This is a genomic window from Dehalococcoides mccartyi CG5, from assembly GCF_000830885.1.
Lineage (GTDB): Bacteria > Chloroflexota > Dehalococcoidia > Dehalococcoidales > Dehalococcoidaceae > Dehalococcoides > Dehalococcoides mccartyi_B.
On the sequence record NZ_CP006951.1, the window covers coordinates 148,805 to 162,491 of the forward strand.

The 13,687-nt window shown below is 49.1% G+C and carries 12 protein-coding genes; 7 read left to right on the top strand and 5 right to left on the bottom strand.

Annotation, left to right across the window (positions count from 1 at the left end):
* Positions 1-150 precede the first annotated feature (150 nt).
* From X794_RS00735 to X794_RS00755, 4 genes are all read left to right on the top strand, one after another.
* Entirely contained in the window at positions 151-1,518 is a 1,368-nt protein-coding gene (locus tag X794_RS00735) for a reductive dehalogenase (protein ID WP_011308794.1), read from the top strand.
* Between the two features lie 48 nt (positions 1,519-1,566).
* Positions 1,567-1,854, top strand: a complete 288-nt coding sequence (locus X794_RS00740) for a hypothetical protein (RefSeq protein ID WP_012984117.1) — start codon at positions 1,567-1,569, stop codon at positions 1,852-1,854.
* Between the two features lie 455 nt (positions 1,855-2,309).
* On the top strand, positions 2,310-3,995 hold the full coding sequence (locus X794_RS00750) for a DEAD/DEAH box helicase (RefSeq protein ID WP_011308797.1): 1,686 nt from the start codon (positions 2,310-2,312) through the stop codon (positions 3,993-3,995).
* A 168-nt stretch (positions 3,996-4,163) separates the two neighbouring features.
* A complete protein-coding gene (locus X794_RS00755; RefSeq protein ID WP_011308798.1) occupies positions 4,164-5,129 on the top strand; it encodes a TerC family protein in 966 nt (321 codons plus the stop codon).
* A 180-nt stretch (positions 5,130-5,309) separates the two neighbouring features.
* On the opposite strand, the gene X794_RS00760 is transcribed toward X794_RS00755, so the two are convergent.
* The 3 genes from X794_RS00760 to fdnG form a co-directional block, all read right to left on the bottom strand.
* Positions 5,310-6,158: a formate dehydrogenase accessory protein FdhE gene (locus X794_RS00760; RefSeq protein ID WP_011308799.1), complete on the bottom strand. Its 849-nt coding sequence runs from the start codon at positions 6,156-6,158 to the stop codon at positions 5,310-5,312.
* On the bottom strand, positions 6,159-7,370 hold the full coding sequence (gene nrfD, locus X794_RS00765; protein ID WP_011308800.1) for an NrfD/PsrC family molybdoenzyme membrane anchor subunit: 1,212 nt from the start codon (positions 7,368-7,370) through the stop codon (positions 6,159-6,161).
* A gap of 87 nt (positions 7,371-7,457) precedes the next feature.
* The gene (fdnG, locus tag X794_RS00770; protein WP_034376812.1) at positions 7,458-10,439 is read right to left on the bottom strand and encodes a formate dehydrogenase-N subunit alpha; all 2,982 of its coding nucleotides are present in this window, start codon (positions 10,437-10,439) and stop codon (positions 7,458-7,460) included.
* A 378-nt stretch (positions 10,440-10,817) separates the two neighbouring features.
* On the opposite strand from fdnG, the gene rsmD reads away from it, so the two are divergent.
* The 3 genes from rsmD to X794_RS00785 all read left to right on the top strand — a co-directional run bounded on the left by rsmD (position 10,818) and on the right by X794_RS00785 (position 12,190).
* Positions 10,818-11,396: a 16S rRNA (guanine(966)-N(2))-methyltransferase RsmD gene (rsmD, locus tag X794_RS00775; protein ID WP_034376811.1), complete on the top strand. Its 579-nt coding sequence runs from the start codon at positions 10,818-10,820 to the stop codon at positions 11,394-11,396.
* Positions 11,368-11,847: a pantetheine-phosphate adenylyltransferase gene (gene coaD / locus X794_RS00780; RefSeq protein WP_034376810.1), complete on the top strand. Its 480-nt coding sequence runs from the start codon at positions 11,368-11,370 to the stop codon at positions 11,845-11,847. The genes rsmD and coaD overlap by 29 nt, the downstream gene beginning before the upstream one ends.
* 88 nt (positions 11,848-11,935) lie before the next feature.
* Entirely contained in the window at positions 11,936-12,190 is a 255-nt protein-coding gene (locus X794_RS00785) for a YfhL family 4Fe-4S dicluster ferredoxin (protein ID WP_011308804.1), read from the top strand.
* Positions 12,191-12,300: 110 nt separating this feature from the next.
* Here the strand turns inward: X794_RS00785 and X794_RS00790 are convergent, their stop codons facing one another.
* Together X794_RS00790 and proC are read right to left on the bottom strand one after the other, a co-directional pair.
* Positions 12,301-12,789, bottom strand: coding sequence for a CvpA family protein (locus tag X794_RS00790; protein WP_034376809.1), 489 nt, complete (start codon positions 12,787-12,789; stop codon positions 12,301-12,303).
* A gap of 93 nt (positions 12,790-12,882) precedes the next feature.
* Complete coding sequence (proC, locus tag X794_RS00795; protein WP_034376808.1) at positions 12,883-13,686, bottom strand: pyrroline-5-carboxylate reductase; 804 nt, start codon at positions 13,684-13,686, stop codon at positions 12,883-12,885.
* Position 13,687 lies beyond the last annotated feature (1 nt).

The following is a 13,687-nucleotide window of genomic DNA, read 5'->3' on the forward strand; positions in this document are numbered from 1 at the left end:
AGTATCCACTAGTTATTGAGTGTTAGCTACGTGATGTAATACCATACGGTTAATGCCCACTGCAGGATAAAGGCGATGCGCGCAATTTGCCTTGGAGTCTATCGGTGAAGCTAAATCTCATATGGAAAGGTAACCAAAAAGGGTTAAGACATGGATGAAAAAATAAACCGTCGTGATTTTGTTAAAGGTGCAGGACTTGCATCGGCTGCAACCGTTGCCACCCTCATGGCAACAGCTTCAACTGTATCCGCTGAGGAGCTGGTTAATCCGGGCGGAAAAGCTATGGATGAAATGGGTAATGCTTCTATTAAGCGTGATTTACCGGAGAGTTTTTACAAAAGGATTGAAAACAAAGCTGGTTATATAGGAACTACCAGAGTGGTTGCTCCTACTCAGAGGCTTGATGCCCGCGAACATGGTTTTTCCCAGATAGTCAGGCGCGGTTCTACCGGTGACTGGTCGGGCGAATCCGGAGACTGGGGACCGATACTTTTAGCAGCTGTTCAGGAAAAAAAGAAACATGCAGCCGAGATTTCTCCTTTGGAAGCGGCTGATTATACCTGGAGTAATGCTTTCCAGATTGCCATGGACAGGTGGCATATTACCCTTGAACCGGGCAGGTATCAACAGGCACCCATAGCCGCCACCAAGGTTGAGCTTTCTCCCGAAGAAATGACTGCCAGAATAAAGAAGATTTGCCGCTGGTTTGGCTGTGAGCAGGTAGGTATCTGCGAAGTAACCGAAGATATGAAGCCTTTCTTCTATAGTGTAGGCAGAACCCGAGGTACTTATACTACCGGTCACGCCAACTATGTGGATAACGGCCGTGAAATTCCTTGGCCTTATCCCTACAAATACTGCATTGTGATGGCAGATAAATGTGATACGGATACCCTGAATGCACTTACCGGGCCTCTGGTTGAAGCCAGTGCCAAGATAGCCTGTTCTCAATCAGATTTCGCCCCCCATTATCTGGAGTCCATTATCCGCTCACTTGGTCATGATGCCAAGGCCAATATCTTCAGCGATACTGATATTATGGATACTCCTTTTGCCGTCAAAGCCGGTCTTGGCGAACTGGGACGAAGCGGTTTGGTAATTTCGCCTTGGGGCGCCCAGATGAGAATCATGGAAGTCTTTACCAACCTGCCGCTAGTTCCGGATAAGCCCATAGATTTTGGTCTTCAGGAATTCTGCAAGGTTTGCAAGAAGTGTGCCGACAACTGTCCCGCCAGTGCTATTTCTATGGACGATGAACCCAGTGAAGTTGATACCGTAGTTAAATCTATCCGTTGGTTCCAGGATGGTAAAAAGTGTCTGGCTCAGAGACTGGCTTATGGCTGTTCCAAATGCCAGGGTGTATGCCCGTGGTCCAAACCGGACACTCTAATCCACGAGGTAGGACGCATGGTAGGCCAGAACCCGGCTTTTGCCCCGTTCTTGGTTAAGCTGGACGATTTCTTCTATAACAGATATCCTGAAGGACATGCCACTGGTGAATGGGCTCCCTGGAGATAGATAAAAGAGTCTGAATATCAAGGTATTTTTAAAAAAGGAGTTAGAGATATGACAGGAATTGTCTTTTTGTTTGGTCTGCTTTTAGGTATATTGGGTACCTGGTTATGGCATACCGCTAAAGAACGGAGTATAAAGCTTGCCTGGGTAGATTACCTCCTGATAGCTATATTTGTTTTGATGGCTGGTGGCGGTATTTGGTTTGTTAATACCTTTACCGAAGAATCCGTGGCAAGTGCCGCCCGCAGTTCCGGGCTGATATTCGGCCTGCTGGCTCTGCTGGTGCTGGGTGTAACTTGGCAGCTTATCCGGCGCCGTAATCATAAATCAGGCATTTAACCGTTATTTAGCAACTAATAAAGAAGGGCAGGTGGTTATTATGAACTCCTGCCCTTCTTGGCATTTGGCAGAGGAAATTAGAACTTGTCTCGGGTAGTCTTGCGGGTAGATTTGACATAAAAACCGAGATGTTATATTCTTAATGGACTGCACAAGCAGGGCAACACAGATAAGAAAATATTGTAATTCGGGTTTGGCCCCAGTTTCACATAGGCCTAGCCCGGGCAGGGAAAAATCCCAGGGCTGGGTAGCTTTCAAACCGTCCTTTCAAAAGGACCGGCTCATCTACCCCCAGGTAATTACTTGCACTCCTATCTTCTGCATTCTACCTTTAAAACAGGGCAGGATAATGATGGGACATAAGATTTCCTATCTGGACAACAGTTAAAGAATAGCGGTTGTCTGACTGCTGGCAGAAGAAAAAATATGAGTGCAAAGCACTCAACAGGAGTTGTATGTCTTTCGAATCTTTCAATTTTGATCCGGCTGTTATGGCTGGAGTCAGGGCCTGCGGCTATAAAGAGCCCACCCCCATTCAGGCACAGGCTATTCCCCCCATTATGGCTGGACATGATGTTATCGGTCTGGCTCAGACCGGCACCGGTAAAACCGCTGCTTATGCCTTGCCCATTATTCAAAAAATGCTTTCTACCCCCAGGGGACGGGTGCGTACTCTGGTAATTGCACCCACCAGGGAACTGGCTTGCCAGATTTCTGATAGTTTTCGTTCACTTGGCCAGCGCGCCCGTATACGGGAGTGCTCCATTTACGGCGGAGTGAATATGGACCAGCAAATTCGCCGCTTACGGAGCGGTGTAGACGTAGTAGTGGCTTGCCCCGGCAGGCTTCTGGATCACATATGGCGGGGAACTATTGATGTCTGCGGGGTGGAAACCCTGATAATAGACGAAGCTGACCGCATGTTTGACATGGGTTTCCAGCCGGATATCCAGAGCATTTTGAAGTGTCTGGTTCAGCCGCATCAAACCCTTTTATTTTCGGCAACCATGCCGCCGGAAGTCCGCAAGCTTACTCTGGAAACTCAGACCAATCCGGTAACTGTACAGGTTGGTACCCAGTCTCCGGTAAGCAGTGTCAGCCATAGTGTTTATCCGGTGAAAAGTCACCAGAAAACCCCGTTACTGCTTGAAATATTGAAAACGGTAGAAACCAAGTCAGTTCTGATATTTGCCCGCACCAAATATGGAGCGGAAAATCTGGCTGATGAAATATCCAAGGCCGGGTTTACTACAGCCTCCCTTCAGGGCAATCTTTCCCAAAACCGCCGTCATGCCGTTATGGAAGGGTTCCGCCGCGGGAATTTCAAAATTCTGGTAGCTACCGATATTGCCGCCAGAGGTTTGGATATTGACCATATATCCCATGTAATAAATTACGATATGCCGGATTCCCCGGAAGACTATACTCACCGTATTGGCCGGACAGGACGCTTTGACCGCACAGGACAGGCTTTCAGTCTGGTAACCGGACGTGACGGGGATATGGTAAGAGATATCCAGAGGCTTTTAAGCAGCCCCATTCAGCGTCTGCGGGTTGACGGGTTTGATTATGCTACGACCCGCAATGATGGACAGAACCAGTCACAGCGCAGGGATTTTGCACCCCGCCGGGGTTATTCCCATGGCGGTTATAATCGCCCTGAAATGGCTGTAAATGAAACTTCACAAACGGATACTCCGTCTGAAATGCCGGTAAGCCCCGCAAGGCCTTTTAATCCCGGTTTCCGGCCCAGCCGTCCGGCAAATTCTGCTCCCCGTTTCCACAGGGAGGGGAACTTTGCCCCCCGTATGCAGAGCCACTCTTCTTTTGAGGGTACCTCTGCCCCAGCGGCCAGACCTGCAGCCCGGTATAATGACCGTCCTGCTTTTAGAAAAGAAAACAGTTTTCAAACTACCGAGGCGTCACGGCCTTCTTTTAGGAAGGAAACAGGGTTTACTCCCCGTGAGCATACTCAGGCTGATTTTGAAAATAGCGAACAGCCTTCAGGCAGGCGTCCTGCCCGGTTTAACGGGAAAGCTTCTTTTGCAGACCGCCCGGCACGTTCGGGGAATAAAGTGGGGAAACCGCCCTTCTTTAGGCGTTCAAAACCAGCTGTTTCAGAGAAAAACGAAACTTACTAGAACTAAAAAGGGGAGTGCCGAAAGCACTCCCCTCAGCTATTAGAGGCTATTTGACGGGCAGAATGTTGGGTGTTATATTAGCCTGATTAAACAGGTATTTGGCCGCAGGTTTTCCGTTTTGTTGTATTCTTTTGAGATAAAAGGTAATCGGTTTAAAGGAGTATAGCCTTGTCACTGACTGTGTTATGGGTAATTTTTGCCGTAATGGTACTTTGTATGATGGCACTGGATTTGGGTGTTTTCCACCGTCGTGCCCATGAAGTAAAGACCAAAGAAGCCCTTGTCTGGAGCGGTGTCTGGATTGCATTAGCCCTTATATTTGGCGGGCTTGTGTATTCCAGTTTGGGTAGCGAAACCGGTCTTAATTATTTAAGCGGTTATATTATTGAGTTATCCCTTTCGGTAGATAATCTGTTTGTATTCATTATGATATTTTCTTACTTCTGTATTAAGCGGGAGTATCAGCACAAAGTTCTGTTCTGGGGTATTCTGGGGGCTATTATTATGCGGGCTGTTTTTATTGCGGCCGGCATCACCCTTATAGAAAACCTGAGCTGGGTGTTGTACATATTCGGAGTTTTCCTTATTTATACCGGTATCAAGATGGTTAAAGATCAAAATAAAGAAATACACCCTGATAAAAATCCTCTGGTAAATTTTGTCTGCCGTATTTTGCCTATGACTAACAAACTGCATGGTGACCATTTTTTTATAAAGGAAAATGGCCGGAAATTGGCTACCCCCCTTATTCTGGTGCTGGTTTCCATTGAGGCCATGGATCTGGTTTTTGCGGTAGATTCCATACCGGCGGTTATGGCTATAACTTTAGACCCGTTTATAATCTTCACTTCCAATATCTTTGCGGTCATGGGCCTGAGGGCTATGTATATGGCACTTTCAGGGGTTATCCAGAAGCTGCACTATCTGCATTACGGTTTGGCAGCCATTCTGGCTTTCCTGGGTATTAAAATGCTGATAAGTGATTTTTTCCATATGCCGGTAACGGCTTCTTTAGGTGTGGTGGCTGTTATACTGGCTATATCGATAGCGGCTTCACTGCTTAAGCCTCCCAAGGAGATAAAGCCGGTAGAAGTGCCTCACCCGGCGTGTCCTGTAGACGAAGGCGATAAGTAAACAACAGGGGGGCGTAAAGCCCCCTTTCTTTTTGCCCTTGATTTGTAAGCTAAGCGTTTATCCTGCCTGCGGGTATACTTTCCCTTAAATTCTGACCAATTAAAATGGCATAGCTATGCTCTTTTGGTGTATTTAAGCATTTGGTATGGGGGTGTGTGGAAAAGGTCTTAAAAAGGGGTTCTAGCCTGGCTGGTAGCCTTCGTTCTGGGCAATGCTGTCCAGATGGATGGAAACAGCGTCTTCTACTTCCGGCAGACACTCGCGCCCCAGCCGTCGTTCGTCAGTGGTCTTAATGTAGGTTTTGCACTTCTCACAGACATCTACCCGCTGGTAGGGGAACAGGGCAGAATAGAAGTGGCGGAGTTTTTCGGCATTAGCATTGGAGCAGTAGGCACATTTTATCCGCCGGTAATTCCACTGGGTGTGGCAGAGTGAGCAGAACAGGCGGCGGGCACCATTGTCCTTATCCAGACAGGAATAGCGGGGGCTGGAGCCGCAGAAGGGGCAAGTATTTTTATCCCAGCCAAGCAAGTCTACTTGCGGCTGATAGTATTTGGCCTGAGCTGTTAAAAAGGGAGACACCAGATTGGTCACAAAGAAGAGCAGTGTTTCCGGATTGAAGCTGGTATTTTGGGTGAACTTGGCCAGATATTCCAGATTGTCTGAAAGCATGGCGGTGATGAAACCGGATAATCCGCCGGGGTGGTTCTCTATCAGTTTTAGCAGGGCAGGGGTGGGGAATTTCTCTCCGGCGGTCTGGGTAAAAGCACGCCCCAGTTTGAGCCCTGTCTGGTGGAAAAGTTCGGCGGAAGGTTCAAAGGGGATATCTTTCAGTATATATTCACCGGCAGCCAGCTTGGCTATGGCATCTTCATCTGAAATAAGGGGAGCCGGCTCCTCTTGCGAGGAAGCCGACTCCTGAATGTCAAAGACCTTCTGGTACAGGGCAAGTATGGTTTCCAGTTCCGGCTGAGCGGCCCTGTATCTTTCAATTTCCGAATTGATACGCTCCAGCCGATTTGTATTCATTTAGTCTGCCGGTATAACCGCAGGTGCTTTCTTGACCTGTTCAGGGGTAAGCCCCTTCATGTGGTCAGTATACAGCGGCAGGTACTTGGCACACAGGCGGAATACGTACATAGCCCCGGCAATCAGGCCGAAGGTAAAGACGAATTCCAGTATGTGCGGGAAATAGCTGCCTTCGCGGTTGGGAGCCTGAGAGATAACCAGGGTATTGATACGGTTAAGCACCACACCCATAATCATCAAACCGGTTGACCAGAGAAGGCCGCTGCGTGAACTGCGAATCTTCTTTATAAAGAGCAGTATCATGGGCAGTAACATGCCTATACCTACTTCAGCTACCCAGAGTACGGTATACCAGTCACCATTAAGGCCGGTGGCCAGGTTTCCGGTAATAGCGTAATCAACGCCGCGGGCTGCCAGATAAACCAGCATTATCCAGGCTATAATCAGCCCCAGTTTGGAAAGGATATCCATACGCAGGGTCATCTTCCATGAGCGGGACAGGATAACGGAGAAGTAAGTGAGCACTGATAAACCCAGAGCCATGGCAGACACCAGGAACAGGTGACCCATCAACGGGCCGTGCCAGAGGGGCTGCTGAGCCGGGTTAATCAGGAAAAGGGCACCCAGTGAAGACTGGTGGAGGAAGGAGAGCATAATGCCGAAGATAACCAGCGGGATGATAAAGGCATGCTGCAGGTTACCCAGCTTCTTCCAGCCAATACGTTCAAAGATATTGTTAGAGAACTCAAGATAGAGTACGGTCAGGTACATCATAACGCACCAGCCTACTTCGAACATGATGGACTCGTGATTCCACATCCAGATAGGATGAACAATCCGTATAGAGCGGGCGAGGTCAATCATGATACCGATAGCGCCGATGGTGTAGCACAATGCACCAATGAGAATGGCCGGCCTTACCAGGGGACGGAATTTCTCATAACCGAATATGTATACGATTGCGGCCATGGTGAAACCACCAGCAGCCGAGGCGATATATGCGCCTACGTCAAAGGCAACCCAAAGACCCCAGGGCCAGTTATCTGAAAGGTTGGTAATGGGACCCAGACCGTAAGCCAGTTTCAGGGCGGCTACGGTTAAGGCACCCAGACCAAGGATAATCTGGAGTAGTCCCCATTTGCCGAATAAAGGCACATTGGGGTTGCCGGTCTGTTCGAGCTTGTTTACCCAGCCCTTGATGGCACTGAACATGCTCTAAAGCCCTCCCTTCCTGGAAGGAGAATTCCCTTCCGTATATGCAAGTTCGCCGTTTAATTTAGCATTTAGATACTTCATGACTTAGTCCTCAAGTACCTTATAGCGTCCGGTGATGGTGGGTACGGTACCGTCGGCTGCTTTTTCAACCTTGACCAAGAACGCCTTGAACTCAGGAGTGGAGGAATTTGAGTCTGCGGTGTTCGGGGCAAGTACGTTGGCACTGTCACCCTGTGCAATTCCCATAAAGCCCCAGTGATTGGGTATGGCTACCTGGTGAACAGTTTTGCCGCCAATGCTGAAGGGTTTAAGCCGTTTGGTAACGGCTGCAGCCACTGATACGCTGCCTCTGGCCGAAGTGAGTTTTACAATATCACCGGCCTTGATACCCTTTTCGCTGGCCAGCTGTTCGGAGATTTCCACATAAGCAGCCGGGGCAAGTTCTACCAGGAAAGGCATATTGCGGGTTAACTGACCGCCCAAACTATGCTCAACGGTGCGTATAGTGGTACAGATAACCGGATATTCACCGGCACTGCCCTGGGTATCGCCCTCGAAGACCATAGCGGTCGGGTTATTCTGGGTGCCGGACAGAGCATTGTCCACCGGGCTTTCCCAAGGTTCGTAATGTTCAGGCATGGGGCCGTCAGCCATGGCGGCAAAGAGCTGTGCGGTATTGCCATTGGTACCTTTAAAGGGCAGTCCGCCGCTCTGATTAAACGGAGCGTTTTTACCGTCAACATTGTCACCGGTCCAGCTCATACCGTTCCAGCTGATAACGGGTTTGGCCGCATTGAAGGGCTTGCCGCTGAGGTCAACTGAAGCGCGGTTGTTCATTATGCGGGTATTCATCGGCCAGCTCCAAGCCCAACCGGCATGGAAAGCACCGGTCTGTTCACGCCGTGCCATTTGGTTTCCGGCATTTGTAAAGCTGCCGATATAAAGGCTATTGCCGCAGGCAACTGTTCCGTCAGCCCTTAGGTCTTCAGGACTTTCAAGCTGCTGCAGGGAAGATATCTTGTATCCGTTCATCTCTTTGGCTACATCAGCCGCAGAGGGGTTGGTGCTGTAAGTCCAGCTGAGTTTGGTAATAGCTTCTGCATTGAGGCCGCTTTCGCCCTGATAAAGGGTCTGAAGACGGCTAAGCAGGGAGCTGATAACCTCAAGCTCAGATTTGGCTTCACCGGAAGCGCTGACGGCCTTGTTTCGCCATTGAATCCAGCGGTCAGCATTGGTTACACTGCCTTCTTTTTCGTAAGAACAGGCAGTGGGCAGCAGGAAGACTTCGGTCTGCGAAGTCACCCCGTCTTTCTTCCAGAAAGCAGCAGTTTCAGACTCAAACATATCTGTCACTACCAGCCAGTCCAGTTTGGCCAAAGCCTGAGTAGCCTGACCGGCAGCAGCACTCTCAACCACCGGGTTTGCACCCCAGGCGAAAGCACCCTTTATTTTGCCGGCAGCCATCTGTTTGATAGCGTTTACGTAAGAGTAATTGGTATTATTATCTGTTTTGGGCAGGAAGCCGAAGCCGAAACCGTTTGAGCTGGAGGCATTAGAGCCGTACCAGGCCTTCAAAAGGCTGGCTGCACTTTGGTCGCCGGCTTTAGAAGCATAGGCGGCAAAAGTGGTATCGTCTTCGTTGGGGGCAGATAAATAACCGGGCAGTTTGTTCCATGAGACACCGTTGTCGGCAGCACCCTGTACGTTAGATTCACCTCCAAGGGCGAATAAACCGCCGCCGGATACGCCGATATTGGCCAGCAGCATCTGAAGTACGGCATAAGCCCGAACTGTCTGAGCGCCGGAGGTGTGCTGGGTGGAGCTCATGGCGTAGACAATAGCGCCGGCCTTGTCTGCTTTGCCGGTTGCGGCAAAAAAGGCACAGACCTTTGCGAAGTCAGCCTGGGAGCAGCCACAGGTTGCGGACACCATTTCCGGAGTGTAACGGGCATATTGCTTCTTCAAAAGCTGGAAGACACAATTGGGGTTGGTAAGGGTTTTGTCTATTACCGGTTCGCCGTTGCTGGCCTTGGTAAAGTTCCAGTTTGATTGGTCGTATGAATGGCTGGCGGTGTTGTAACCTACAAACATGCCGTCCAAATCAGCCGGACCCTTGAAGTTGGAGTTTACTACCATGCCGGCAGTGGTGTATTCGGTAATATAGGTCATGTTGTAATTTGCGGGGTGAGCTTCAATGTCAGAAATGACATATTTGATAAGCCCGCCGATAAAGGCAATCTCCGAACCGGAGCGGGCGGCAACGAATGTGCCGGCCTTGGCGGCAGTCCGGGTCAGGCGGCAGTCAACGCTGATAAGCTCTGCACCTTTGCCCATAGCTTCGCCCAGATGGGAGAAACAGGCAGGGTAGTTTTCAGCCGGGTTGCCACCCATATCCAGAATGACGTTGGCGTTTGAAACATCGGTCCAGCTGTTGGTCATGGCGTTTCGTCCGAACGAAGCCGCCAAAGCTTCCAGGCTGGAAGCGGTGCTCAGTCTGGCCTGGCTATCCAGGTAGACAATGCCCAGGGCACGAAGCATCTTGGACAGAAGATAACATTCTTCGTTATCCAGAGTAGCTCCGCCCAGCGAGGCAATAGCCTCGGTGCGGTTAACGGTCTTGCCGGCAGCATTTTTGGCTATAAAACCGCTGTCACGGCTGGCCTTTACCTTTTTGGCAATTTCACCAAACGCCCAATCCCATGACTTTTCTTCCCAATCATTCGCACCGGCGGCACGGTAAAGCACCTTTTCTAAACGGTGTTTATTATTGTGAAGTTGAATCAGTGAAGCACCCTTGGAACAGGCACTCCCCCGATTTACGGGATTGTCTGGATCACCTTCCATATTGGTGAGGTTGCCGGCCGAATCGGTATAGCAGATAAATCCGCAACCGCTGGCATCAAAGGGACAAATGGTGGTGGTTTCTTTTACCCACCGGGGGCGCGTGTCAACCATTTTGGGCTCAACACCCTTAATGGGTCCACGGAAAAGACCAGCTGTGGCAAAGAGACCCGCGGTCCCTCCGCTGATCTTGAGGAAATCTCGCCTACTAAACTGAGACCTCATCACTACCTCCTTACTAAAGGCTCTGGAGACACAATTTGTTAATATGATATACCAAGTAGTTGTTTAAACGCAAGTTAAAATTGCGAACAACTTATATCTAAAGTACTAGTGCTAGGGGTCAATCAGGAATAAAAAATTTTAAAAACATAATTCGGCTGGGAAAACTTTATAAACTGCCTGTGCCGAGACTGAAAATACAAGGGAATACATCCTAAAAACTTTAAAAATATTTGGACAACAGGCATAGGTCTTCACCTGACAGATTGGTGAGCGGCAAGTGTTTTAAAAACCAGCTTTTTATTCCGTATATCTATCCGAAACAGATTTTGCAGCTGGTTAGACTTGATTTGAAAGCCATATTCCGCTATTTTTTAGGATATGAGAATTATTGCCGGAGATGCCAAGGGCAAAAATATTATTGTACCCCAGCGGAAAGCTACCCGTCCGGCTACCGAGTTGGTCAGGGGGGCTATGATGTCCATGCTGGAGGCAGTAGCTGAAGACTGGAGCGAGGTGCTGGATATTTATTCCGGCAGCGGTTCTCTGGGTTTGGAAGCCCTTTCCCGCGGGGCCGGGCATGTAGATTTTGTTGAGCACGAGCGCTGTTGTTGTGATATAATAAAACAAAATTTGGAAACCATTGGCTGTGCAAGCCATGCTCACGTGTATTGTTTGGATGTACCCAAGGCTATGGCCTTCTTGAAAAAGCAATATGACGTAATACTGGCAGATCCGCCGTACCGTAACCAGCAGATTGGCGAGGTACTGGAGAAACTGGGGAATTCCGGGCTTATCGGTGAAAACACAGTCATGGCAGTTACCCATTCCGCCCATCTCACTCTTGCCGAATGTTACGGGCGGTTAAAGATGCTAAAAGAGCATCGCCATGGGGATAGCCTTATCGCTATATACAGAAAGGATAGCAGTTTTGATAGCCATTTACCCGGGCCGGTTTGACCCGGTAACCCTGGGCCATCTGAGCGTTGCCAGACGCGCTTCAGGCTTTTGTGACCGGCTGATTATTGCTGTCTTTGATAATCCTGCCAAACCGGGCCTTTTTACGGCCGCCGAGAGGGTAGACTTCATCAAACAATCCATTAAAGACCTTCCCAATGTAGAGGTGCGTTCTTTCAGCGGGCTTATGGTCAATTTTGCCCGTAAAATGGGTGCTTCGCTTATAATTCGCGGCCTCAGGGTGGGGGCTGATTTTGAGCGTGAAATGGAAATGTACGTTATGAACCGCCGTCTGGATGAGGGGCTTGAGCTTTGTTGCCTCTTCTCCGAGCCTCAGTACCAGTACCTCAGTGCTTCGCTTATCAAAGAAATAGTGATACTGGGCGGGGACTCAAGCGGATTAATATCGGAACATGTGGCAGTAGCTTTAAAAAACAAGTTAGCGTCTGTCTAGTGTGGTATAATCAATTAATTATTTTACAGGAGGGTGTATCGCCAGAAGAAGTTTTGCTTAAGACAGATTTTGGAGGTAGAAGGAATTTATGTCGTTCAAGATAACAGATGACTGTATCAGTTGTGGGGCTTGCGAACCGGAATGCCCCAATAAGGCTATTTCGGAAGGCGAGACTATTTACATTATTGATCCTGAGAAATGCTCTGAGTGCGTGGGTGCTTTTGATACTCCGCAGTGCGTTGAAATCTGCCCGGTAGACTCCTGTGTGAAATGCTGTAATGAATCTAACGATGAATTACTGGCAAAATGGCAGAAACAGCACCCGGGCGAAAGCCCCAAGTAAAAGTAACAAAAATTTAAGGCCGATCTGGATATAGGGTTTTAAATAAAATCATAAATGCCTTAAGAGCCATCTGGGTTACGGCGGTTTAGTGTGCAGGTTTTGTATGGGCTTTAGTTGAAAAAGTCTTGGATTACTCCGAACTCATCAGGTAAAAGCGACAGAATCAGCGGAAACTTGTCAAGAAGTATCTGGGCGACGGCAGAATCGGTGATAACCGAACCGGAGTCAAAGAATTTGACCCAGATGGCTAGCAGGGTGGCAGTAAAAATGCCGGAAACCAGCAAACCGAATATTGCACCCCCCAGCCGATTTACCCAGTTAAGGAAAGTCGGCTTTATCATAGTGTCAAGCAGCTTGGCGATAAGGGTGGTAGCTACCCAGATAGTTATCAGTATCAGCAGGAAAGCGATTATATTTGCCCACTCCGGGCTGGAAATAAAACTGAGCCATTCGGCAACCGTAGGGTAAAAGCGCCCTGCCAGTATAATGCCTATTATCAGCCCTACCAGATGCAAAAAGTTGCGTATAAGGCCGGTGAAAAAGCCGCTCACGGTTTGAATGCCCAGTGATATCAGTAAAACTATATCTAACCAATTCATCGCTTTGATTAAAGCATATCCGCATGGACAAACGCAATAGTAGTATTTTCCTATCGTTTTTAGGGGCTGCAGATATTTATTTAAGCGGGGGGGTTAACCCTTGCCCAGTTCTACAGAGCGGTTAAAGGCGGCCTTGGCAGCCTTGATTATAGTTGCCTCCAGACCGGCTTCTTCAAATGCCTTTATAGCTTCGGCGGTAGTACCGCCGGGCGAGGTTACGTTTTTGCGAAGCTGGGTGAGCGCCAAGCCGGATTTTCCGGCATAAATAGCCGAACCGGCAGCTGTCTGGGATACCAGTATAGATGCTTCTTCAGGGGTAAATCCCATTTCCAGTGCCGCTTTTTCCAGCCCTTCCATGAACAGAAAGAAATAGGCCGGGCCTGAACCTGAGATAGCGGTAGCTGCATCCAGCATGGTTTCTTTGCCGGTATATATTTCTTTGCCCATGGCTGAAAGTATGGCTTTAGCTTGGTCTTTCTGGGTGGGGCTGACAGACGGCAGGGCAGTCCAGACGCTCATGCCCATGCCTATCATGGCGGGGGTGTTGGGCATAACCCGCACCACCGCTTTATGGGCAAGCCCGCCGCTGAGTTTGCTTAAGGTTGCCCCGGCAATAATGGATATAACCAGCTGTTTGTCCGCCAGTTTGCCCTTCAGTTCGGCACTCAGTTCGGGCAGATTCTGGGGTTTGATAGCCAGCAGAACTACCTCTGCACTCTTTATCGCATCCGGGTTTGAAGCGGTGGTTTTTATGCCATAGCTGGTTTCAAGGTAGGTACGGCGTTCAGCTTTAATCTCACTTACAGTGATATTTTGGGGCGGACAGATGTTTTTTTGGATAAGAGCGCCCAAGATGGCCTCACCCATATTTCCCCCGCCGATAAATGCTATGTTCATG

Coding starts and splice junctions, on each gene's coding strand:
- X794_RS00735 (WP_011308794.1), top strand. CDS start 151: ATGGATGAAAAAATAAACCGTCGTGATTTTGTTAAAGGTGCAGGACTT.
- X794_RS00740 (WP_012984117.1), top strand. CDS start 1,567: ATGACAGGAATTGTCTTTTTGTTTGGTCTGCTTTTAGGTATATTGGGT.
- X794_RS00750 (WP_011308797.1), top strand. CDS start 2,310: ATGTCTTTCGAATCTTTCAATTTTGATCCGGCTGTTATGGCTGGAGTC.
- X794_RS00760 (WP_011308799.1), bottom strand. CDS start 6,158: ATGAATACAAATCGGCTGGAGCGTATCAATTCGGAAATTGAAAGATAC.
- nrfD (WP_011308800.1), bottom strand. CDS start 7,370: ATGTTCAGTGCCATCAAGGGCTGGGTAAACAAGCTCGAACAGACCGGC.
- fdnG (WP_034376812.1), bottom strand. CDS start 10,439: ATGAGGTCTCAGTTTAGTAGGCGAGATTTCCTCAAGATCAGCGGAGGG.
- rsmD (WP_034376811.1), top strand. CDS start 10,818: ATGAGAATTATTGCCGGAGATGCCAAGGGCAAAAATATTATTGTACCC.
- X794_RS00785 (WP_011308804.1), top strand. CDS start 11,936: ATGTCGTTCAAGATAACAGATGACTGTATCAGTTGTGGGGCTTGCGAA.
- X794_RS00790 (WP_034376809.1), bottom strand. CDS start 12,789: ATGAATTGGTTAGATATAGTTTTACTGATATCACTGGGCATTCAAACC.
- proC (WP_034376808.1), bottom strand. CDS start 13,686: ATGAACATAGCATTTATCGGCGGGGGAAATATGGGTGAGGCCATCTTG.